The sequence below is a fragment of the Sessilibacter sp. MAH1 genome (genome assembly GCF_054658315.1).
In genome coordinates, this window is record NZ_BAAGIC010000001.1 from 342,618 (window position 1) to 365,183 (window position 22,566).

A 22,566-nucleotide genomic window follows, 5' to 3' on the forward strand; every position below is an offset into this window, starting at 1 on the left:
TCAAAAGAGAAAAGAACATGGATAGTATTTCAATTGCCACTGTGTTGATGTCTTTGCAAGCAGTAAAGAAGGAAATTGCTTATTTAGAAGGGCTGTTAAGGTCTGAGACTCTATCTGATGGTGCTGAGATTCAAGATTTATTGCTTACTTACGAAGATGCAGAACGAGAACTGCGAGATTTATACATTCAAAAACAAAAATTCGCAGCTAATTCCCTGAGCTACGAATCTTTGAGTTTGTAATTCTTTTCGTGAATTCTTCAGCTAAACGCTATGTGTTTAGTTAGGCGTATCCAAAGGCTCTAACCAAATTTCCCATCCGGCGCTGCCGTCGATTTGTAACGAATAGGTGCCTGGTGCTTCAATAATGTATTCGTCTTCGCCGGTGCCACCAAGGTGTATGTTTTGTACGATATTTTTATCGGCATCGAGCACATACAGCACAAAAATAAAACCGTAGCTTCGGTAGCGTAAACGATGTGGTGCGTCGAGTTTAAACAGATCGGTAACGGAACTGAGTTTGCCTTTGTAGGTAGGCGGCGCAAATTGTTTTGCCACTCGGTCGTAGCATTCTAGGCGCTCTGCATCTGTGTGAATAACTCTACAGGTTTGTAGGGCAGCACCGGCGGCGTTATTTTGTTTGTTTTCGTCTGCGGCAGTTGCGTTAAATGAGTAAGACAAAACGCTTAAGAGCAAAACAGAAGCGAAACGATATTTTTTACCAGCGGTCATGAGAACACCCAACACATTTTTATTGTGCATTGAGTGTATCGGAAGTTCTGATGATGTCCAAGATAACCCAGTCTCATCAGTTAGTTCTAATCACTAAGTGGTTATGATGGGGTTTCAGGTGCGGGTGTGGGGTTTAGCGGGCGCGTAACACGCGGGATTTTTGGCGATCCCAATCGCGCTGTTTTTCGGTATCGCGCTTATCGTGCATTTTTTTACCCTTGGCAATGGCCACTTCACACTTCACCATGTGATGTTTCCAATACAGCGATAGGGCAACAATGGTGTGGCCTTTTTGCTCGGTGGCTTCTTGCAGCTTGCTGATTTCTTTGCGGTGCATCAGCAGTTTGCGGGTGCGGCTGGGGTCGGTTACAAAATGGGTAGACGCCGAAAGTAAGGGTTGAATTTGCGAACCCAAAAGCCATGCTTCGTCGTTTTTGAAGATCACGTAGCTATCGGTTAACTGGCCTTTGCCTTCGCGCAGGCTTTTTACTTCCCAACCTTGCAGGGCAAGGCCCGCTTCAAATTTTTCTTCTATGTGAAAATCGAAACGTGCACGTCTGTTTTGGGCAATGGTGTTGCTGCCCGACTTTTTCTTTTTTGCATTATTTGCCATAGCGGCGGATTATAGCGGCTTATTCGCTGCGGATGAAATAGCGCTGTGCGTTATTTTGTAGTGATTCGCGATTATATTGCCGTAATTTTTGAATGTTTATTTGCAAGTCTCTGTAAAGCCAAATATTTGGCTGATGCGTGTGCATTTGAGCGTGTTGGTTTTGTTGGGTTTAGCGTATTGGTAGAGGCTTTTGCAGTATGAAATATAATCAAGCATTGGCGGTTGCGGCCTTAACATCACTCACCTGGGGTGGTACCGGTGTGTTTGTGCGGTTGTTGCCGCCCATCTCGCCGTTTGTGATTACCGCAAGCCGCTTGCTCATTGCTGCGGCCATTGTTGTGCCGGTGTTGCTATTGGTTAAACAAACGCGCACACGCTTATTTGCGTCGCTTAAGCAACCTGTGGCTTATGTGTTTGCATTGATGTTTGTGGGTTATTACCTCTTTGCCACAACCGCGTTTCAATTGGCAACGGTGGCCGAAATTACTCTGATTATGTGCACGCCACCGATTTTTGTGCTGATCATTAAATGGTTATGCAAAGAGCCTATTCCGCGCTTGCATTTTGTGGGTGCGGCGGCGGCATTTGTGGGTATGGCGGTTATGGCGTGGCCGCAGTTAAGTAATCTGTCCATCGCAAAAACACGTTTTGTGGGTTACACCTTTGCCTTGGGTTCGGCGGCAATTACCGCGTTTTATGCGTTTTTTTACCAGCGTTTAGGTGCAAAAGGTAAGGCGCCAGAATCCAGCAGCGTTTCTGCCATGACTTTTGCCTTTGGCGCTTTGGGTTTGGTGATAGTGGCCTTGGCAACGGGCAGTGTGAATAGTGAATTGAATGCAGAAATTAGCACGCGCACGGTGTTATTAATGATTGCTCTGGGTTTGGTGTCTACCGCCGTGCCGACCTTGGGTTTTGCGTTATCGTCGCGATTTTTACCGCCGTTAATTACCTCAACCATTCCGCTGTTTATTCCATTATTTGGCGCAACCTACGCGTATTTTTTATTGGGCGAAACCTTGAGCGCGGCTTTCTTTATTGGCGCTGTGTTGATTGTGTTGGGCGTAGTATTGGTGATGCGGCCGGCGAACTCTGGCCGTTGAGGATTGTGTTGCGGTATTGCTGACTTATTAATAGAAGCCTCTGGCTAACTCATCGATGATTTAATCAGAGGCTTCTTTCGTTCGTTTTTTTCTAACGTTGTCTTTTCTAATTATCTATTTCTAAAAGCAGACTATCTATTTCTAAAAGCAGATTTCTTTTAGCCGCGAAGGCTTTGTACAAAGTTTGCCAAAATTAATATCGGGCAAATAAAGCGCACGTACATGGGCCATATTTTCCAAAAGAAAGAATTCTCCGCGTCGTTCATACCGCTTTTTATGGCTTTTAAGACGTGATTGCGGTGCCAAATCCAGCCGACAAATACGCACAGTAAAATACCCAAAACAGGTTGGCTGTAGACGGTGGTAAAGTCGATAACCAGTCCAAACAGGGCTCCAAAGTTCAGCAGAATAATAATTGAGATCACAAAAATCGCGCTGCCAATAATCAGTGTCGCCATTGGGCGTTTCATATTGGTTTCTTCGGTGGTAAGCGATACCGGTACTTCAAGCATTGAAATACTGGAAGTCAGTGCAGCAATCGACATCAATAAGAAAAACGCGAAGGCTACAAACACACCCACAGAACCCATGGATTCAAACAAGGTTGGCAACACTTGGAAGATTAAATCTGGCCCTGCGATTAGGCTGCCGGTTTCGGTAAAAATGGTGGTGCCGTGTTCTTGAGCTACAAATATGGCCGGAATAATTAACAGCCCTGCAACAAAAGCAATACCAGAATCGGTAAAGGTCACAATGGCGCCGAGTTTGGGCAGGTTTTCTTTTTCGCTTAAATACGAGCCGTAAATCAGCATGGTGCCTACGCCGAGCGATAACGAGAAGAACGCTTGGCCCATGGCATCGAGAATAAGTTTTGGGCTGAGTTGATTAAAGTCTGGCAGTAAATAAACTTTTAAGCCTTCGCTGGCACCTTTTTGGGTAAGCACGTAAATAATCAGCGCGACCAATAAAATAAACAGTAACGGCATTAAACGAGTTGACCAGCGTTCAATACCCGCGGTTACACCGCGAGAAATCACGAACATGGTCAGTGCCATAAATACTGCTAAAAACACAAAATTGCGCAAGAAAGAAAACTCGGTAAACCAAGCGTTGTACTGGGTAACACCAACAATATTGAAGACAGACTCGCTTAAATAAGACAGCATCCATCCAGCAACAATGGCGTAAAAACTTAAAATTAAGCTGGCAACAACAACGCCATAAATACCCACCAATACACCAAACCAAGGTGCACCGCGATCACCGGAAATACCTTTTAATGCGGTAACAATATTACTTTTAGAGTGACGGCCAATCACCAATTCTGCCATTAAGGCCGGATAGGCCATGCAGTAAGCCAAAATAAAATACACCACCACAAACGCCGCGCCGCCATTACTGGCGGTTTGAGTTGGAAACCCCCAAATATTTCCAAGGCCAATGGCAGAGCCTGCCGCTGCCATAATAAAACCAGTTTTGGATGAAAATTGTTCCCGTGAAGCCATGAAAATACTCGTATCTTAGGGTTATTGATGTGGTGAATGTTTTATGGTCTTTGGTTTATATCAGCGATATTGAAAAGTATTTGGTTAATACGGTATTGATAAATACCAGTATCAAAATCAACGGAATAAAGGTTCCCAAAGCAAGATTCAAGTACTTTTGTAAGAACGAGTTTTCGTACTCGGGTGCACCATCGCTAATTTCTTTGGAAAGGTTATTTTTGCCCCACTTGTAAACCACAAAAATACAAATCAAGAAGCCGTTGAGTGGTAAAACGGTATCGTAGAACACGTCTAGAATAACATCGAAGAAGGATTTATCAGCGCCGCCGTAGTAGGTGAATTTGGTGAAAAACTCCACCATACCAAAGGATACGAAACAGCTAATGCTGGCGACAATAATCGCAAGACCGACACTGGTTACGGCTTTGGTACGGCTTACGCAAAGTTGATCAATGGCAGCAGCAACAGGTACTTCGATAATGGAAATGAGTGAGGTAAGCGCTGCGAAAAATACCAAGGTAAAAAATATCGCTGCGACAGCACTGGCGCCAAGGTAGCCAATGGAATCTTGCATGGCTAAAAAGATTTGCGGCAAAAAGGTGAAGATTAGCGAAACAGATGAGCTAGAGAGTTCTTCGGTATTGGTGTTTGGGTTAAACGAGAAAATTGCCGGTAGAACCAATAAGCCCGCCGTGAAAGCGACGGCGGTATCGGCAAAAGCCACCATTTTGGCGGAATTGGCGATATTCTCGAAGCGCTCCATATACGAGCCGTAGGTGACTAGAATTCCCATGCCTAATGACAAAGAGAAAAACGCCTGTGACATGGCGCCGTTGATGACCGAGGCATTAATTTTTGAGAAATCAGGCACTAGGTAATAGCGTACACCGGCCAAGGCGTTATCGCGGGTTAAGATAAAAATTACCAGGGCGATGAGCATAAAAAATAGCGCCGGCATCATAATTTTTGCGCCGCGTTCAATACCGTTTTGCACACCCGAAAATAAGGTGACGCCAACAAATATGGCAACAACCAATAAATAGCCGAACAGTATTTTTGAATTAATAAAATTGCCAAAGTAATCGCCGTTGGTCATGGCAGCGAGATTACCGGTTAGAATTTCGACCAGATAACCAAAAATCCAAATGGTCAGCACCGTATAAAAAACGGTGATCATAAACGGTGTGATAATCGCGAGTACGCCGGGCAGGTGCCAAAGTTTGTTGTTGGGCGCGAAGTGTTTGTATGTACCTATTGGCCCGCGCTGGCTTGCGCGTCCGGCAGAGAGTTCTGCCATCATAACTGGAACACAAATTAAAAATACAAAGATGGCGTAAATAAACAAAAACGCTGCACCGCCATTCTTAGCAGCGTTGACGGGAAAACCCACCAAGTTGCCAATGCCCACAGCGGAGCCTGCGGCGGCGAGAATAAATCCAATGCGTGAGCCGAAGTGCTCCCTTGAGTTTGTAACCATAGTTATCTGTTCAAATTTTAATGGATGGCATAAGAAAGCGGCGCATACTAGCAACTTTGCACCGTTTTGTCGTAGTGCAAAAGCCGTTAAATTGCGCGCTTTCCTGTCGTTGTATTCTGTCGTTGCGAGCTAGTTGTTCAGGCTTAAAAACCTTTCTACCAATTATTAGGCTATAGATTTTTAAGCGCTGTTTGCGAACCTATTATGCTTACCGTGCCCAAATGCCACTTTGGCGTCGAGCTTGGCATTTAAGGTTTGGGTCTCTACAATCGCGACTCCCTAAGTGACGAAAGAAGTCACAAAAGCCGCCAGTATTGTCTGGTTAATCGTTATTTGCCGCTGAGTGAGTGCTTGCTTATTGGTTTGGCGTGAGCTTTGGTTTGATATTCGAATTAAAAATCAGGAAGTGTTGTGACAAAGGTAGAAAAGTCGGCTTTGGTCGGTTATTCCAATCACCAGATGTTTGATTTGGTTAAAAACATCGAAAGTTATCCACAATTTATGGATGGCTGTCGTTCGGCAAAAATTCTCGAAAGTGGTGAAGATTTTGTGGTCGCCAGTTTGGAATTGGGCAAAGGCAAAATCAGCCAAGCGTTTACAACACGTAATACCATGATTGAGCCAGACAGTATCAACCTAGAATTGGTGGATGGCCCGTTTAAATATTTTCGCGGCTTTTGGAGCTTTACAGCTTTAGAGGCTCACGCTTGTAAGGTTCATTTACGTCTAGAATTTGAGTTTAAAAATAAACTGATCGCCATGGCCGCCGGTAAGTTTTTTGAAAGCGTTGCCAACGATCAGGTAGATGCTTTGTGTAAGCGCGCCAAACAGATTTATGGTTAGTAGCAAAACATTGTTTGGCTAATCAACATTGTTTGGTTGATCTATGTACAGCGGAGATTTTGATGGAAGGTGGTAAAAATACCATTACGGTAGAAGTGGCTTATGCGCTGCCACACAAACAGCAAATCATAGCGATTGATGTTGAGCAGGGTACAACTGCTATGGAAGCGGTTGTGCGTTCGGGTATTGTTAATGAATTTCCCGAAATTGATTTAGCGACGGCAAAAATGGGTATTTTTGGTCAGGCGCTGGGTGTTAAGGGACTAAAATCACCTCAAGAACAAGTGTTAGAAAGTGGTGATCGCGTTGAAATTTATCGCCCGCTAAAATCCGATCCTAAAGAAGCCCGCCGCCGTCGCGCCGCTAAAAACGACGCCGAAAAAGATTAGAAAGCTCTGAGCAACTCAGGGTTTTCTTTACCGTAAATTTTTGCCCTGCAAACGCATTCGATCTCGCCTATTTGTTTATATCGTCAATTTCGGTAATCAATAGTTACTGAAATTGTGAAGGTGTTTGAGTCGGAATTTCTAATAACTTCTGGGAAACTCTCATTCAATCAACCGTGATTTAATCGGCGGGCTAGTATTGAACGCGCAATTTCTAATTTCTTCACAAATTCAATCACTTACAGCTTTTGAGATTGGTAGTACTTTTTAGTGTCGTTAGAGAATCTAGATTAGCTGGAGTTTTCTTTGTGTCTTTCGGAAAAATTTGTTAGCCGTGTATTTTGAGTTCTGTTGGCTAAGGTTTTTTTGTAAGGAGTTTTTTGTAGTAATCAGAAAAGGGTCGCTAAGGCAGGCGTTTTATAAAGCCGCAAGAACGTTTGTGTAACGTGATTTATATTGCGGCTTTTAGACAAAGCGAAAATGAATAACGGCTAATAAACAGAGAAAAACTAAGGCTAAAAATAACGAATTTTTATGGGTTAGCGATAAATAACCCTGTAAATACAGGGTTATTCGTCAACAGATTCTTCTAATTCACTTTGTGTCTCAGACGTTACTTCTGTATCCTCTGTGGCTTCTTCAGGTGCTGGTTCGCCGCCAAAAGCTGGAGGAAGGTTAAATTCGTCGCTGGCAATTAAGTGTTCTAATTTGTCATCTAAAAAGATTACTGTCACATTACGTGTGAATACTTTACCTTTTTGGTTGGTGTAGCTGTAAAAGTAATCCCATCGGTCTTGTGCGAAAGGGTCATCAATTAATGGTGTGCCCATAACAAAGCGTACTTGTCGGCGGGTCATGCCCGGCTCAAGTTTGTCGATCATCTCTTGGGTAATTACATTGCCTTGTTGAATGACAATTTTGTATACGCCAGGAAATTTTAAGTACGAGCAGCCGCTAAAAACCCCAATCAGTGACGTAATTAAAATCAGACGTATTGTTTTTTGCATATCAGGGCTTCCCCATTGGAAAATGAACGGGGATAATACTGATTTGTCGCAAATCTGGATAGACTCGGAGATAAAATTAACGTGGAAAATCACGAACTTAGAAAGGCAGGCTTAAAAGTCACTTTGCCGAGGGTGAAGATCCTACAGATCTTAGAGTCTTCTGAGCAACGTCACCTAAGTGCTGAAGATGTGTTCAAATCTTTAATGGAGTCGGGCGAAGACGTTGGCTTGGCGACGGTATACCGTGTGTTAACTCAATTCGAAAGCGCAGGTCTTGTTGAGCGTCATAACTTTGATGGCGGTCATTCGGTGTTTGAATTGGATCGCGGTGATCATCACGACCACATGGTCTGTGTAAACACCGGCGAGGTTCTAGAATTCCACAGTGAAGAAATCGAACACCTCCAAGAGCAAATTGCTGAGAAGTACGGATACGAGTTAACAGGTCACAGCTTAGTTTTGTACGTTCGTAAGAAAAACTGAGTCACACAAATTGATGCTCAGTGAGCATCAATTCAAGACCTCAGACCTCTCTAGCATTTCTTTGGCGTGAGCGAGTGATTGATCAGTAAGTTCGCCGCCAATCATTCTGGCAATCTCCAGAATCTTTTCTTCCCCTTCCAGTGTTCTCAATCGGCTCGAAACCTGCTTTTTGCCTAATTGCTTCTCAACTTGTAGGTGGTGGTGTGCTTTAGCGGCAACCTGTCCAAGATGAGTTACGCAAATTACTTGGCCGCGTTTGCCTAAAGTTCTTAATAGTGCGCCGACAACATCGGCGGTAGCGCCGCCAATGCCTACGTCCACTTCGTCAAATACCAAGGTTGGAATACGCGAGGTTTTCGCGGCAACCACCACAATGGCCAAGCTGATGCGCGACAGTTCGCCACCGGAGGCTATTTTGGCCAGAGATTTCGGTTCGCTGCCGGGATTGGTGCTGATTAAAAACTCTACGCTTTCTAATCCGTGACTGGATGGCTGTTCGTGCTGATCATGCAGCGTGACGGCAAAGCGCGCGTTGGCCATGGAAAGCTTCTTGAGTTGCGCGTTAACGGCTTTACTCAGTTTTGCTGAGCTTTGCTCACGTGCCTTGGTAAGATCTTGGGCAAGGGCAAAAAAGGTATCGCGCAGTTGAATTTCTTGGGTTTCGAGTTCGGCGAGCTTTTCGATACTGGCGAGGTTATCCAGTTCTTCTTGCAGCTTCTCATGCAGCTCGATGAGTTCGGTTGGGTGCACGCGATGTTTTCGCGCACATTGATAAATATCCGAAAGGCGCTGTTCGATTTCTTCGAGCTTTGCCGGATCAACACCGGTGGCATCGACAAAATGCGATACCGCGTGTGACGCTTCTTGGATTTGAATTTCGGCGCTGGTGAGTAGCTCAACCGCTTCTTTGATAGCAGTGTGGTCGATATCAATCTTGTTGAGCTGCGTAAGTGCGTGGTGAATTTGGGTCTCTAAGCCTTGCTCGTCACCGCTGCACAACTCCATCACCTGTTGGCAGGTGAGAAGATGCGACTCGGCATTGGCGAGTTGCTTTTGTTGCTGTTCTAATTCTTTAAGCTCACCGCTTTTCAGGTCAATAAGATCCAGCTCTTCAACCTGAAATTGCAGCAGTTGTTGTCGGTTAGCGATTTCTTCGCTGGCTTGTAACAGTTGATCGAGCTTGGCGCGCAGAGCTTTCCAGCGACCAAACGCTTCTTGGGTTTGGTCGGCTAGAGCGATGTGACCGCCGTAGGCGTCGAGCAAAAGTCGGTGAGTATCTTTTCGCAGTAGCGATTGGTGCTCATGCTGGCTGTGAATGTCGATCAGCATATCGCCCAGTTCACGCAGCTGGCTCATGGTGGCCGGTTGACCGTTGATGTAGCCGCGAGAACGCCCTTCGCTGGTGATAACACGACGAAAAATACACTCGTTGTCGCTGTCGATATCCAGCTCTTTTAGCCACGCTTTAGCATCCGGCGTTTTGCTCACATCAAACGTTGCGGTGATCTCAGCTTTAGCAGAACCTTCGCGTACTTTTTCGCCGTCGCCTCTGTCGCCCAGAGCCAAGCCTAGGGCGTCGAGCATAATGGATTTACCTGCACCGGTTTCGCCGGTTAATGCCGTCATCCCTTCGTGCAGCTCTAAATCGAGCTTATCGACGAGGGTGAAGTTTTGGATGCTCAAGTGCGTTAACACAAAACAACCTTCCTTTAAGAATTGAACTCGGAAAATCCCGAAAAACGATGAGCGTTTTATACCTTAATTGCTGATTTGCTACTAGCGATTGACCCCGCTATTAAACGTAGCGCAAAGACTTAAAAGGTTTTAACAATATTTCTGCATTGAAGAACATCGATGTACAAGACTGCAAATTTTCGCAAAACAAATCCATTTTGCGTGGCTATTTGCCCTTGAAGCGGCAAGCCCTGTCCCCATATTAGGGGCATTCATCGATTAAAACTTTAATCCTCTCAGATATCGGAGTGTCAGGTGTCTAACGAAGAAAAAACCACTTCTCAAGAACAAGAAGAAATCTTAAACCCAGAAGTTGAACTCGCCTCTGAGCAAACCGAAGAGAGCGCAGCACAATCTTCAGGTGACGAAATGCAAGCGCGTGTCGAAGAACTTGAAGCGCAATTGGCAATGGCAAAAGACGACGTATTGCGTGCGCAGGCAGAAATTCTCAATGTTCGCCGTCGCAGTGAGCAAGATGTTGAAAAAGCCCATAAATTTGCCGTTGAGAAATTTGCTAAAGACATGCTCAACGTTGCAGATAATTTAGAGCGTGCGGTGCAGTCGTTTGAATCCAACGATGAAGCATCAAAGCCGTTGTTAGAAGGTGTTGAGTTAACGCTTAAAACACTAACCGATGCTTTGGCAAATAATAACCTTGAGATCGTTGATCCGCACGGTCAGCCGTTCGATCCGAATCTTCACCAGGCAATGGCGATGGTTGAAAACCCAGACGTCGAGCCAAATACCGTTATTAATGTCTTCCAAAAGGGTTACACCCTGCATGGTCGTTTGGTGCGCCCGGCCATGGTTGTAGTTTCTAAAGCATAACTGTGTACAGAACCCTCTCATCAACTCAATCTCGATTGAGCGAGAGGGTAGAAATTGATACCGATACTGCGATTTTTAATTTCTTCACAATTTCAGTCACTTATCGTTATTGAAGTTGGCGGCAGCTATGAGCGCCGCTAAAAACTCTGGGTTGATTGGAGTTTTCTGTAAATAAACACAAACTTCTTGGCGCTTTTAGTCTTGAAATAAATTTGCCCGCGCCAATATAGACAACAAGCAAAAATGCCCGAGCGCAAACACAAGCTCAACCAACAAATACTGTAAAAGTTAAAGTAAAAAATTTTTTGGAGATAACAGATGGCCAAAATTATTGGTATCGACCTGGGTACAACCAACTCTTGTGTGTGTGTGCTTGAAGGTGACAAGGCAAAAGTAATTGAAAACTCCGAGGGTGATCGCACTACACCATCGATCGTTGCATTTACCGATGATAACGAAGTTTTAGTAGGACAAAGCGCTAAGCGCCAAGCCGTAACCAACCCAACCAATACCTTGTTTGCGGTAAAACGTTTGATCGGTCGTAAATTTATCGATGGCGTTGTGCAAAAAGATATTTCCATGGTGCCTTACAAAATTGTTGCGGCAGACAATGGCGATGCGTGGGTAGAAGTAAAAGGCGATAAAAAAGCACCCCCACAAATTTCGGCTGAAGTTTTGAAAAAAATGAAAAAAACCGCCGAAGACTATTTGGGTGAGACTGTAACTGAAGCGGTAATTACCGTTCCTGCTTACTTTAACGATAGCCAACGTCAAGCCACTAAAGACGCCGGTAGAATTGCTGGCCTTGAAGTAAAACGTATCATCAACGAACCAACCGCGGCAGCACTTGCTTATGGTATGGACAAAGCCAAAGGTGATCGCACCATTGCGGTTTACGACTTGGGTGGCGGTACCTTCGATATTTCGATCATTGAAATTGCCGACGTAGACGGCGAGCATCAATTCGAAGTATTGGCGACTAACGGTGATACTTTCTTAGGTGGTGAAGATTTCGACCTACGCTTGATCGAATATTTGGCCGCAGAGTTTAAAAAGTCTAACGGCATTGATCTGCACAACGATCCGCTTGCGCTACAACGTTTAAAAGAAGCGGCTGAGAAAGCTAAGATCGAATTGTCTTCTAGTCAACAAACCGAAGTGAACCTACCGTACATCACTGCTGATGCAACCGGTCCAAAACACTTGGTGGTTAAGTTGACTCGCGCCAAGCTTGAGTCTTTGGTAGAAGATCTTGTGATCAATTCTCTTGCGCCGGTAAAACAAGCGCTTGAAGACGCAGACCTTTCAACCTCTCAGATTGACGACGTTATTCTGGTGGGTGGTCAAACTCGTATGCCATTGGTGCAAGCGAAAGTTGCTGAGTTCTTTGGTAAAGAAGCGCGTCGTGACGTCAACCCAGACGAAGCCGTTGCAATGGGTGCGGCAATTCAAGGTGCGGTACTGTCTGGCGATGTTAAAGACGTATTGTTGCTTGACGTAACTCCGTTGACTCTTGGTATCGAAACCATGGGTGGCGTTGCTACACCGTTGATTGAGAAAAACACCACGATTCCTACCAAGAAATCACAAGTGTTCTCAACAGCGGATGACAACCAAACTGCGGTAACCATTCACGTCGTTCAAGGTGAGCGTAAGCAAGCGGCACAGAACAAATCCTTGGGTCGTTTCGACTTGGCCGACATTCCGCCTGCGCCACGTGGTATGCCGCAAATCGAAGTAACTTTCGATATCGACGCTAACGGTATTTTGAACGTAAGCGCGAAAGACAAGGCAACCGGTAAAGAGCAATCGATCGTTATTAAAGCGTCTTCTGGCTTGAGCGATGATGAAATCGAAAAAATGGTACGCGACGCTGAAGCTAACGCCGAAGCTGATAAAGCCTTCGAAGCTTTGGTCACCGCTCGCAACCAATTGGATGGTTTGATCAGTGCAACGCGTAAGACTTTGACCGAAGCCGGTGATAAAGCGACCGCAGACGAAAAATCTGCCATCGAAGCAGCCATCGCTGAAGCAGAAACCGCAGTTAAAGGTGATGACAAAGCGGCAATGGAAGCGGCGACGGCCAAGCTTACCGAGGCCTCTGGTTCTCTTGCTCAAAAAATGTACGCAGAGCAGACGGCGCAGCAGGGTGGTCAGTCAGGTTCTGGCACCACTGACAACAAAGCCGACGATGGCGTTGTTGACGCTGAGTTCGAAGAAGTTAAAGACGACAAAAAGTAAGTCGTTTGGCGACAGCCAACTTCGACGCAGCAGTTATTCACCAACGCGGGCATGCCCGCGTTTGGTGTTTGTAAAAGACCTCTATTTTTTACTCAAAGCCAGCCTATGCTAATCGTTGGTTTTGATAGGTTCTGATAGAACCTAATATTTAGCGCCTCAACGACGTAATCTGAGTGAGATCACTGGTTGCTGAGGTATCTACCAACCCAAACACCACGCAGAATACAAACTCCATGTCTAAACGTGATTATTACGAAATTCTTGGCGTAGACAAAAGCGTCTCTGAAAAAGATCTGAAAAAAGCTTACCGCCGCGTGGCAATGAAATACCACCCGGACCGCAATCCCGACGACGCTGCTGCTGAAGACAAGTTCAAAGAAGCTTCCGAAGCATACGAAGTGCTTTCGGATGCGCAAAAACGTGCTGCTTACGATCAATACGGACACGCCGGTGTGGATAATAGCGCTGGCGGCGCCGGTGGTGGTTACAGTAACTTCAGTGACATCTTTGGCGATGTTTTTGGCGATATCTTTGGTGGCGGGCGCGGTGGTCGTGGAGGTCCAGCGCGAGGCTCAGACCTTCGCTATACCCTAGATCTCGATTTGGAAGATGCCGTGCGCGGTACTACGGTGAAGATCAAAGTGCCAACTTTGGTTTCTTGTAGTACTTGTGATGGTTCCGGTGCCAAAAAAGGTTCTTCGCCTAAAACCTGTACCACCTGTGGTGGTCATGGTCAGGTGAGAATGCAGCAAGGCTTTTTCTCGGTTCAGCAAACCTGTCCGAACTGTCGCGGCAGCGGCAAAATCATTTCAGATCCTTGTAATAGCTGTCACGGTCAGGGACGCGTTGAAGAAACCAAAACTCTCTCGGTAAAAGTGCCTGCTGGCGTTGATTCTGGCGATCGAATTCGTCTCGCCGGTGAAGGCGAAGCGGGCGCTGATGGTGGTCCATCCGGCGATTTGTACGTACAAATGTCGATTCGCCAACATCCAATCTTCGAGCGTGAAGGAAACAATCTATACTGTGAAGTACCGATTGGTTTTGTGGATGCGGCATTGGGTGGTGAGATTGAAGTTCCTACTCTGGATGGGCGCGTAAAATTGAAGATACCCGAAGGCACTCAAACCGGAAAATTATTCCGTTTGCGTGGCAAAGGTGTTGTTCCGGTGCGCGGTGGTGCAACCGGAGATTTGATGTGCCGAGTGTTGGTTGAAACCCCCGTAAACCTTTCGAGCAAACAAAAAGAGCTACTGCGTGAGTTTCAGGGCCTAGTCGAAGGCGACAAACACAGCCCAAAACAAAGTAGCTGGTTTGAAGGAATGAAAAATTTCTTCGGCGATATGAAGCTGTAAGTACGCGGAGGGTTTATGACAACAAATATCGCAATTACCGGTGCAACCGGGCGCATGGGTAAAATGCTGGTACAGGCTGTACATTCAGACAAAACCGTTAATTTGTCCGCGGCAATTGTTCGTCCGGGTTCATCGGATATGGGCAAAGATGCAGGTGAAATAGCCGGTTTGGGTCGGTTGGGTGTACCTCTGTTGAGCGAGCTGATTTCGGTCATGGGCAGAGCCAATGCCTTAATTGATTTCTCCACGCCAAGCGCCACCATTGCCAATGCAGAAGTTTGTGCCGATCTTGGTAAAGCCATGGTGATTGGTACTACCGGATTTAGTGATGCCGATCGCGAAGTATTAAAAGAGCTTTCCACGAGAGCGCCTATTTGCTTGTCGGCCAACTACAGTACCGGACTCAATATTACGCTGAAGTTGCTAGAAATGGCTTCTAAGTCGATGGGCGAAGACATTGATATCGAAATAGTCGAAGCCCATCACCGCCACAAGGTAGATGCGCCTTCGGGAACGGCGTTGGCTATGGGGCAAGTAGTCGCCAAAGCGCGTAATTTAGAGTTTAGCGAGTTCGCGGTATTTGCCCGTGAAGGTATTACCGGAGCTAGACGAAAAGATACCATCGGTTTTTCGACCATTCGTGGCGGCGACATTATTGGTGATCACACCGTCATGTTTTTAGCCGATGGTGAACGTGTTGAAATTACGCATAAGGCATCGAGCCGAATGGCGTTTGCGCACGGCGCCGTACGAGCGGCTGTTTGGCTTGCCAAGCAACCTCCCGGTCTTTACAACATGCAGGATGTTTTAGGCATAAGAAACTCTAATTAATCCTCCAATTAATTTAGAGTCTCCTGTTACTCAAGGATGAGTTGTTCATTTCAAAGGCTGTCAACAATAGAAATTGTTAAGAAGCTGGAAGTTGTATGATCCATTTCTGTCTTCTGATTAAGTTATGGATGAGTTAATCAGAAGTTCCTAGACAAGAATCATTTGTAATTTGGCAAAGTACTTATTTTTAGCAATAAGTTTTTTTAGTAATAAGTGCTTTGCTTTATGCGCTCGATTTTTTTCTTAGATTCTTTTTATATTTTTTACTCTTCATTTTGTTTGTCGCTAGCTGTTTTATATCGCTAACTGAAAAGTGACTTCAACACCGATGTAACCGCGTTTAAGCCTTTAAATCGTCAGAACTTGCTTTAATCATCGTTTTTAAATCGTCGATGTCTGTCTGATCCCAGTAAATAACTCATCAAATTTTTAATGAGAGAAAACTTTAATTAAACCAGAGTTTATTGCAATCTAAGGAAGCGTCGCTAATTTCAAGAACATTAAGTGATTGAAATGGTGAAGAAATTGGCCATCGAGTTTTCTATTTCTGTGCTCTGATTAAATCATCAGCGTGTTAATCAGGGTTTCCTAAAGTTTTCTTGGTCACTCAAATTTCTGTCATGGAATTTTTGAGATTCTCTATTTCACGACTAATCTAAAGTGTGCAATCACTCAAGTAATTACGTTTGTAGGCGATACATATTGCATAAACCAGTTACTTGTATTGCTTGATTAGAGCTCAAGATAAATTTCTTGAGTATTTGGCATGTTAGAGGCGCATCGTTATATGGGAAATCTCTCACTAAAATTAAAAATCACTCTTGGTATTACACTCACCAGCGTGCTCGCAGTCATTGTCTCCGCGTGGTTACAAGTTCAGTCTCATAATGCTGTGTTGGAAAAAGCGATTATTTCCGACAGTGAGTCTTTATTCGAAATATTGAATGATGCACTCTCTCTTGAGGTAGCTGAAGGAGACATTGACGGTATTAAACAGGAATTCGTTGCTGCGACAAATAGTCCAACGGTTAACGCGGTGGTTTTATACGATACCTCTGGTAAGCCGGTCCACTGGTCAACTAAGAATGGGTTCGGGGCGCAAATGCCTCCAGGCGCGTCCAACGAGCTTGGTGTGTTCCAGCGTAATAGCGAGTATGTGATTAATCGATCGATCTTGAATGGCGGTAATGTCGTTGGCAGCCTGTATGTTGCGTTCGATCATTCTGAGTTAGGAGAGTTGTTGTCTGAGTCAGTTACTCAAGGTTTTATCTTGGTGGCGGTAATCGCTGCAATTTCCGTGGGTGTGGCGATGTTTGTCAGTAACTCGGTGGCGGGGACTCTCTCTCAGGTGGTTGATGCCTTGCGTGATATGGCCGAGGGGCAAGGTGATCTTACTAAACGCATTGAGATTAATTCCAACGATCAGATTGGTGAAATTGGTCATTGGTTTAATATTTTTATCCAGCGTATTCACAGTATCGTTAGCGATTTTTCGTCTACCGCAAACCGATTAGAGTCAGCTTCGCAAATGTTAATGAGCTCTACCGCAGAAACTGAACGTGGTGTTGGGCGTCAGCAGTCTGAAGTGCAACAGGTGGCAAATGCCATTCGAGAAATGGCTAGCGTAGTCGCCGACGTTTCGCAAAATGTGGCTGAGACTGCCGAAAATGCTGAACAGGCCGATAGAGAAGCCTCAAACGGTCGGCAAGTGGTATTTAACGCCATGCGCCAAATTGAAAGTCTTGCCAGTGATATTAACAACGCTTCCGATGTGATTGATCGGTTGCGTCAAGAGACCGATAACATAGGTTCAGTACTTGATGTTATTCGTGGTATTGCCGAGCAGACCAATCTTTTGGCACTAAACGCGGCCATCGAGGCAGCCCGCGCTGGTGAGCAAGGACGAGGTTTTGCCGTTGTAGCCGATGAGGTCAGAACCTTAGCATCACGCACACAAAGTTCTACCCAAGAAATTCAAGAAATGATTGAACGCTTGCAAACAGGAGCTCGTGAAGCGGTTTCTATGATGAGCAAGGGTACTAACCAAGCGAAGGAATCTGTTTCACAGGCCGACGCCGCCGGACGTTCACTGGAAGCCATTACCGCCGGGGTTAGTTCTATCAAATCGAAGACCGAGCAGGTCGCCAGTGCCGCAGAAGAACAAAGTGCCGCAACGCGCGAAATTGAATCTAATATGCAAAATATATCTTCAGTGATTAAATCGGCGGCAGGGGGTGCGCGACAAATTTCGGAAAGTTCGGCGGAATTGGCCAGCTTGTCTTCAAGCATGACTAAGATCGTTCAACAGTTTCGAATTTAGTGTTTGAATTTACGTTTTACGTAAAATTAGCACAGTAAGTCAAAAAATAGCCGTCCACTAACATGGACAACCCGCGGGTGATTCAATAAAATGCGCCGTTAATTGAGATGCGTTGAATGCTGTGGCTTGTTACCGTGAGTGTATCGCTTATCAAAAAGTTGTTATTGAATGCTGGAGTTAACGAATTTAGGTAGAAATACCTCCAACAAACTCCTTCAAAACACGGTTGATAAGCTGGAGTCAGTAAAAGTTGGCAGCTTAAAGGTTAGTTGAAGTGATATCGCCCTGAATATCAAAAGCGAGGTGGAGCAAATGGCTTTATCTCGCTTTTTTGTAAGTGCTTTTCACATTCTGCGAAACTTCAGTTTGTGCAGCACAATGGGACCTGAGGCAACGGCATCAACTTCCAGCTAAGATTTCCCAGACATTTTGCGATCACCGTGCTTTTGCGTGGCGGTATTGCTCGGCAAAAAAATAGACATCTAAAATTTTGGTAAATAAACGGTTGTTACAAAGCTGTTTAGACCATTGCACATGAGAGAAATACGCGGTGCTAATTCTGTATTGGTGGCACCATGTTTAACAGGCTTCAATACAGTTCAGTAAGTTAGGAGGCAGCTTTGTTTTTTGGGGAATTAAAACCCGCCCTTCTTGTTCTCGAAGATGGCAGTATTTTTCGTGGTAGATCCATCGGTGCAGAAGGTGTTTCTGTAGGGGAAGTGGTTTTCAACACTTCGATTACTGGATATCAAGAGATTCTTACTGATCCATCCTATGCTCGCCAAATTGTCACTTTGACTTATCCACACATCGGCAACGTGGGTACCAACAGTGAAGACGAAGAGTGTGAGCAGATTTGGTGTTCTGGTTTAGTGATTCGTGACTTGCCCTTGTTGGCTAGCAATTTTCGAAACCAAACCAACCTCGATACCTACCTAAAAGAACGTAATATTCTTGGTATTTGTGATATAGATACTCGCAGACTTACCCGTATTTTACGCGACAAAGGCGCCCAAAATGGCTGCTTAATGGCTGGTGATATCGATGCAGACCACGCTTTAGCGCAAGCGCGTGAATTTGCCGGTCTTAAAGGAATGGATTTGGCAAAAGAAGTCACCACCAAGAACGCTTATCCGTGGCGTGAAGGTGTGTGGACTCTCGGTGAAGGACACAACCAAAATACAGAATCGACCTTTAAAGTTGTTGCCTACGATTTTGGTGTGAAGCGCAATATTCTGCGCATGTTGGCAGAGCGCGGTTGTGATATCACCGTAGTGCCTGCCAAAACTTCTGCTGAAGATGTGTTGGCCTTAAATCCAGACGGCATTTTTCTTTCCAACGGCCCCGGTGATCCAGAACCCTGCGATTACGCCATTGAAGCGATCAAAACCTTATTGACCAAAAATGTTCCAATTTTTGGTATTTGTTTAGGCCATCAATTATTAGGTCTTGCCTGCGGCGCTAAAACCGTAAAAATGAAATTCGGCCACCACGGCGGTAACCATCCAGTTCAAGATCTAAAAACTGGGCGCGTGATGATTACCTCGCAAAACCATGGTTTTGCTGTGGACGAGTCCAGTTTGCCCGCCAATGTGACGGTAACGCATAAGTCGTTATTCGATGGCACTTTACAGGGTATTGCCAGCACTGAATTTCCCGCATTCAGTTTCCAGGGTCATCCAGAAGCCAGTCCAGGCCCACACGATTTAGCACCGTTGTTCGATCAGTTCATCGACAAGATGAACGCTGCAAAGGGTTGAGGCATAGACTGCCAAGACTTGAGCTAAGTAGACAATGAGTCTGCTTGTATTTTCTGAGACTAGAATTCCAAGCTGCCCACCTTGTGGGCGGCGCTAAGAGACACAAGACGTTTGCCATGCCAAAAAGATCAGACCTCCAAAGTATTCTCATCATTGGTGCCGGACCTATCGTAATCGGTCAGGCCTGTGAATTTGACTATTCCGGTGCTCAAGCCTGTAAAGCGCTGCGTGAAGAAGGCTACCGCGTTATTTTGGTCAACTCTAATCCTGCGACCATCATGACCGATCCATCCATGGCCGACGCCACCTATATTGAGCCGATTGAGTGGCAAACGGTTGCGAAAATCGTCGAAAAAGAGCGCCCAGATGCGATTCTGCCAACCATGGGTGGCCAAACTGCGTTGAACTGTGCGCTAGATCTACATGAAAACGGCGTACTGAAAGAGTTTGGCGTGGAGCTCATTGGCGCTAACTACGAAGCCATTCATAAGGCCGAAGACCGCAATCTATTCGACCAAGCCATGAAGCGAATTGGTTTGGAGTGTGCCAAAGCAGAGATTGTGCACACCTTAGAAGAAGCCATGCACGTACCAAAGCGCTTAGGCTTTCCGGTGATTATTCGCCCGTCTTTCACCATGGGTGGTTCCGGCGGCGGTATCGCTTACAACTGGGAAGAGTTCGAGCAGATTTGTGTGCGTGGTCTGGACCTATCGCCCACCAACGAGCTTTTGATCGATGAATCATTGCTCGGTTGGAAAGAATATGAAATGGAAGTTGTGCGTGATAAGAACGACAACTGCATTATCGTTTGCTCCATCGAAAACTTCGATCCAATGGGTGTGCACACCGGTGACTCCATTACCGTAGCACCCGCGCAAACCCTGACCGACAAAGAATTACAAATCATGCGTGACGCCTCTCTGGCGGTACTGCGTGAGATTGGTGTTGAAACCGGCGGCTCTAACGTTCAGTTTGCGGTGAACCCAGAAAACGGCCGCTTGGTGGTTATCGAGATGAACCCTCGTGTATCTCGATCTTCAGCACTGGCGTCTAAGGCGACCGGTTTCCCAATCGCTAAGATCGCCGCTAAATTGGCGGTGGGTTACACCCTAGATGAGTTGAAAAACGACATCACCGGCGGTGCGACTCCAGCATCGTTCGAGCCTTCTATTGATTATGTTGTTACTAAGATTCCACGTTTTACCTTCGAGAAATTTGGCGAGGCCGACGCGCGTTTAACCACTCAGATGAAGTCTGTGGGTGAGGTTATGGCGATTGGTCGTACCTTCCAAGAATCTTTACAAAAAGCCTTACGCGGTCTTGAAGTTGGTTCAGCGGGGTTTGAGCCGCGTGTCGATTTAGAAGCCGATGATGCGCAAGAGCAAATCAACCGTGATTTAAGTTCACCGGGCGCAAACCGAATTTGGGTAGTGGCTGATGCCTTCCGTGCGGGCATGAGTGTTGATGAGGTTTATCAAGCATCTAAGATTGATCCTTGGTTCTTAGTGCAAATCGAAGAATTAGTACAAATTGAAGCGCAGCTTGCCAGCAAGCCTTTTGCGGAAATCGACGCCCAAGCCATGCTTTATTTAAAGCGTAAAGGTTTCTCCGATAAACGTTTGGCAGGATTGCTTGGCGTCACCGAAAAAGCCATTCGTGGTCAACGTCGTAAATTAGGCGTAATGCCAACCTACAAACGTGTTGATACCTGCGCGGCCGAGTTCAGTACTTCTACCGCTTACATGTATTCCACCTACGAAGAAGAGTGTGAATCGAACCCAAGTGATCGTGACAAGATCATGGTTCTTGGGGGCGGTCCAAACCGCATTGGTCAGGGTATCGAATTTGACTATTGTTGTGTTCACGCAGCTCTGGCCATGCGCGATGATGGTTACGAAACCATTATGGTTAACTGTAATCCAGAAACCGTTTCTACCGATTACGACACTTCTGATCGCTTGTATTTCGAGCCGGTGACTTTGGAAGATGTTCTCGAAATCGTTCACAAAGAGAAGCCAAAAGGCGTTATCGTTCAGTTTGGTGGTCAAACACCGTTGAAGTTAGCCTGCGCACTTGAAGCGGAAGGTGTACCTATTATCGGTACGCCACCAGAGGCCATCGATCGCGCCGAAGATCGTGAGCGATTCCAACAAATGATCGAACGTTTAGGCTTAAAACAGCCCTCCAACGCAATTGTGCGCACTCTTGATGAAGCATTGCGCAAAGCAGACGCTGTGGGTTATCCGTTGGTGGTTCGCCCTTCTTACGTGTTGGGCGGACGTGCGATGGAAATTGTTTACAAAGAATCCGAACTGAAAACCTACATGCGCGAAGCGGTGCAGGTTTCCGATGATGCGCCAGTACTCTTAGATCACTTCTTAAATGCAGCCATTGAAGTAGATATCGATGCGGTATCTGATGGCGAAGTCGTCGTTATTGGAGCCATTATGCAGCACATTGAGCAATGCGGCGTTCACTCCGGTGATTCTGCGTGCTCATTGCCACCTTATTCATTGCCAAGCGATGTACAAGATCAAATGCGCGAACAGGTTCGTCGCATGGCGCTAGAGTTGGGCGTTGTTGGTTTGATGAACGTGCAGCTTGCGTATCAAGGTGGTGAGATTTATGTCATCGAGGTGAACCCTCGCGCGTCTAGAACCGTACCGTTTGTTTCTAAGTGTATTGGTGTTTCGTTAGCGAAGGTTGCCGCTCGTTGTCAGGCGGGCCAAAGTTTGGAATCGCAAGGTTTTACCGAGGAAATTATTCCTCCGTATTACAGCGTTAAAGAAGCGGTATTCCCGTTCAACAAATTCCCGGCGGTAGACCCAATCTTGGGTCCAGAAATGAAATCCACCGGTGAAGTTATGGGTGTGGGTGATACCTTCGCTGAAGCCTACGCAAAAGCGCAAAAGGGCGCTGGCGATGCCATTCCAAGCAGCGGTACCGCATTTTTGAGTGTGCGTGATTTCGACAAACCAAGAATTGCACAGGTTGCTAAAGAGCTGTCTGAGCTTGGTTTTAAATTGGTTGCTACGCCCGGAACTGCAAGCTTAATTGAAGCAGAGGGCTTAGAAGTAACCAAAGTTAATAAGGTTAATCAAGCGCGTCCTAACATTGTTGATCTTATTAAAAACGACGAAATAGATCTGATTGTGAATACCACCGAAGGCAAACAAGCCATCCGTGATTCGGCCGATATACGCCGCAACGCTGAGGCTCATTCGGTGTATTACACCACGACCTTAGCGGGTGCTTTGGCCGTATGTAATGCGTTGCGTAACACTCGTGAAACCGTTGTTCGCCGCCTTCAAGATCTCCACGCACAAATATAAGTGGCTATTGGGTGTAACCTAAA

At 45.8% G+C, this 22,566-nt stretch carries 18 protein-coding genes; 12 read left to right on the forward strand and 6 right to left on the reverse strand.

Annotation, left to right across the window (positions count from 1 at the left end; all coding sequences use genetic code 11):
* Nucleotides 1–17 precede the first annotated feature (17 nt).
* The gene (locus ACYQ28_RS01410; protein ID WP_460047535.1) at nt 18–242 is read left to right on the forward strand and encodes a hypothetical protein; all 225 of its coding nucleotides are present in this window, start codon (nt 18–20) and stop codon (nt 240–242) included.
* 36 nt (nt 243–278) lie between these two features.
* Here ACYQ28_RS01410 and ACYQ28_RS01415 read toward each other — a convergent pair whose 3' ends face one another.
* Nucleotides 279–761, reverse strand: coding sequence for a hypothetical protein (locus ACYQ28_RS01415; protein WP_460164683.1), 483 nt, complete (start codon nt 759–761; stop codon nt 279–281).
* A gap of 103 nt (nt 762–864) precedes the next feature.
* Nucleotides 865–1,344, reverse strand: coding sequence for an SsrA-binding protein SmpB (gene smpB / locus ACYQ28_RS01420; protein WP_460047538.1), 480 nt, complete (start codon nt 1,342–1,344; stop codon nt 865–867).
* Between the two features lie 197 nt (nt 1,345–1,541).
* Here smpB and ACYQ28_RS01425 point away from each other — a divergent pair, with 197 nt between their 5' ends.
* Nucleotides 1,542–2,444: a DMT family transporter gene (locus ACYQ28_RS01425; RefSeq protein WP_460047540.1), complete on the forward strand. Its 903-nt coding sequence runs from the start codon at nt 1,542–1,544 to the stop codon at nt 2,442–2,444.
* A 158-nt stretch (nt 2,445–2,602) separates the two neighbouring features.
* Here ACYQ28_RS01425 and ACYQ28_RS01430 read toward each other — a convergent pair whose 3' ends face one another.
* Both ACYQ28_RS01430 and ACYQ28_RS01435 read right to left on the reverse strand, forming a co-directional pair.
* A complete protein-coding gene (locus ACYQ28_RS01430) occupies nt 2,603–3,949 on the reverse strand; it encodes a sodium-dependent transporter (protein ID WP_460047541.1) in 1,347 nt (448 codons plus the stop codon).
* Between the two features lie 55 nt (nt 3,950–4,004).
* On the reverse strand, nt 4,005–5,426 hold the full coding sequence (locus tag ACYQ28_RS01435; protein ID WP_460047542.1) for a sodium-dependent transporter: 1,422 nt from the start codon (nt 5,424–5,426) through the stop codon (nt 4,005–4,007).
* Nucleotides 5,427–5,837: 411 nt separating this feature from the next.
* Here ACYQ28_RS01435 and ACYQ28_RS01440 point away from each other — a divergent pair, with 411 nt between their 5' ends.
* Both ACYQ28_RS01440 and ACYQ28_RS01445 read left to right on the forward strand, forming a co-directional pair.
* Nucleotides 5,838–6,269: a type II toxin-antitoxin system RatA family toxin gene (locus ACYQ28_RS01440; protein ID WP_460047543.1), complete on the forward strand. Its 432-nt coding sequence runs from the start codon at nt 5,838–5,840 to the stop codon at nt 6,267–6,269.
* Between the two features lie 62 nt (nt 6,270–6,331).
* A complete protein-coding gene (locus ACYQ28_RS01445) occupies nt 6,332–6,658 on the forward strand; it encodes an RnfH family protein (RefSeq protein WP_460047545.1) in 327 nt (108 codons plus the stop codon).
* A 566-nt stretch (nt 6,659–7,224) separates the two neighbouring features.
* Here the strand turns inward: ACYQ28_RS01445 and ACYQ28_RS01450 are convergent.
* Complete coding sequence (locus tag ACYQ28_RS01450; RefSeq protein WP_460047547.1) at nt 7,225–7,662, reverse strand: outer membrane protein assembly factor BamE; 438 nt, start codon at nt 7,660–7,662, stop codon at nt 7,225–7,227.
* A gap of 75 nt (nt 7,663–7,737) precedes the next feature.
* Here ACYQ28_RS01450 and fur point away from each other — a divergent pair, with 75 nt between their 5' ends.
* The gene (fur, locus tag ACYQ28_RS01455) at nt 7,738–8,145 is read left to right on the forward strand and encodes a ferric iron uptake transcriptional regulator (RefSeq protein WP_460047634.1); all 408 of its coding nucleotides are present in this window, start codon (nt 7,738–7,740) and stop codon (nt 8,143–8,145) included.
* A 27-nt stretch (nt 8,146–8,172) separates the two neighbouring features.
* Here fur and recN read toward each other — a convergent pair whose 3' ends face one another.
* The gene (gene recN / locus ACYQ28_RS01460; RefSeq protein WP_460047549.1) at nt 8,173–9,840 is read right to left on the reverse strand and encodes a DNA repair protein RecN; all 1,668 of its coding nucleotides are present in this window, start codon (nt 9,838–9,840) and stop codon (nt 8,173–8,175) included.
* A 294-nt stretch (nt 9,841–10,134) separates the two neighbouring features.
* On the opposite strand from recN, the gene grpE reads away from it, so the two are divergent.
* The 7 genes from grpE to carB all read left to right on the forward strand — a co-directional run bounded on the left by grpE (nt 10,135) and on the right by carB (nt 22,543).
* Nucleotides 10,135–10,707 (forward strand): nucleotide exchange factor GrpE, encoded by a 573-nt coding sequence (gene grpE / locus ACYQ28_RS01465; protein ID WP_460047550.1) that lies wholly within the window; start codon nt 10,135–10,137, stop codon nt 10,705–10,707.
* Between the two features lie 318 nt (nt 10,708–11,025).
* Nucleotides 11,026–12,948: a molecular chaperone DnaK gene (gene dnaK, locus ACYQ28_RS01470; protein WP_460047552.1), complete on the forward strand. Its 1,923-nt coding sequence runs from the start codon at nt 11,026–11,028 to the stop codon at nt 12,946–12,948.
* 233 nt (nt 12,949–13,181) lie between these two features.
* Nucleotides 13,182–14,300 carry a molecular chaperone DnaJ gene (gene dnaJ, locus ACYQ28_RS01475; RefSeq protein ID WP_460047554.1) on the forward strand — a complete coding sequence of 373 codons (1,119 nt, stop codon included), beginning with the start codon at nt 13,182–13,184 and terminating at the stop codon, nt 14,298–14,300.
* A gap of 15 nt (nt 14,301–14,315) precedes the next feature.
* Complete coding sequence (gene dapB, locus ACYQ28_RS01480) at nt 14,316–15,131, forward strand: 4-hydroxy-tetrahydrodipicolinate reductase (RefSeq protein WP_460047556.1); 816 nt, start codon at nt 14,316–14,318, stop codon at nt 15,129–15,131.
* Between the two features lie 787 nt (nt 15,132–15,918).
* The gene (locus tag ACYQ28_RS01485) at nt 15,919–17,451 is read left to right on the forward strand and encodes a methyl-accepting chemotaxis protein (RefSeq protein WP_460047558.1); all 1,533 of its coding nucleotides are present in this window, start codon (nt 15,919–15,921) and stop codon (nt 17,449–17,451) included.
* Between the two features lie 620 nt (nt 17,452–18,071).
* Nucleotides 18,072–19,211, forward strand: a complete 1,140-nt coding sequence (gene carA / locus ACYQ28_RS01490) for a glutamine-hydrolyzing carbamoyl-phosphate synthase small subunit (RefSeq protein ID WP_460047560.1) — start codon at nt 18,072–18,074, stop codon at nt 19,209–19,211.
* A 116-nt stretch (nt 19,212–19,327) separates the two neighbouring features.
* A complete protein-coding gene (gene carB, locus ACYQ28_RS01495; protein WP_460047562.1) occupies nt 19,328–22,543 on the forward strand; it encodes a carbamoyl-phosphate synthase large subunit in 3,216 nt (1,071 codons plus the stop codon).
* Nucleotides 22,544–22,566: the final 23 nt, after the last annotated feature.

Coding starts and splice junctions, on each gene's coding strand:
- ACYQ28_RS01410 (WP_460047535.1), top strand. CDS start 18: ATGGATAGTATTTCAATTGCCACTGTGTTGATGTCTTTGCAAGCAGTA.
- ACYQ28_RS01415 (WP_460164683.1), bottom strand. CDS start 761: ATGCACAATAAAAATGTGTTGGGTGTTCTCATGACCGCTGGTAAAAAA.
- smpB (WP_460047538.1), bottom strand. CDS start 1,344: ATGGCAAATAATGCAAAAAAGAAAAAGTCGGGCAGCAACACCATTGCC.
- ACYQ28_RS01425 (WP_460047540.1), top strand. CDS start 1,542: ATGAAATATAATCAAGCATTGGCGGTTGCGGCCTTAACATCACTCACC.
- ACYQ28_RS01430 (WP_460047541.1), bottom strand. CDS start 3,949: ATGGCTTCACGGGAACAATTTTCATCCAAAACTGGTTTTATTATGGCA.
- ACYQ28_RS01435 (WP_460047542.1), bottom strand. CDS start 5,426: ATGGTTACAAACTCAAGGGAGCACTTCGGCTCACGCATTGGATTTATT.
- ACYQ28_RS01445 (WP_460047545.1), top strand. CDS start 6,332: ATGGAAGGTGGTAAAAATACCATTACGGTAGAAGTGGCTTATGCGCTG.
- ACYQ28_RS01450 (WP_460047547.1), bottom strand. CDS start 7,662: ATGCAAAAAACAATACGTCTGATTTTAATTACGTCACTGATTGGGGTT.
- dnaK (WP_460047552.1), top strand. CDS start 11,026: ATGGCCAAAATTATTGGTATCGACCTGGGTACAACCAACTCTTGTGTG.
- dnaJ (WP_460047554.1), top strand. CDS start 13,182: ATGTCTAAACGTGATTATTACGAAATTCTTGGCGTAGACAAAAGCGTC.
- dapB (WP_460047556.1), top strand. CDS start 14,316: ATGACAACAAATATCGCAATTACCGGTGCAACCGGGCGCATGGGTAAA.
- ACYQ28_RS01485 (WP_460047558.1), top strand. CDS start 15,919: ATGGGAAATCTCTCACTAAAATTAAAAATCACTCTTGGTATTACACTC.
- carB (WP_460047562.1), top strand. CDS start 19,328: ATGCCAAAAAGATCAGACCTCCAAAGTATTCTCATCATTGGTGCCGGA.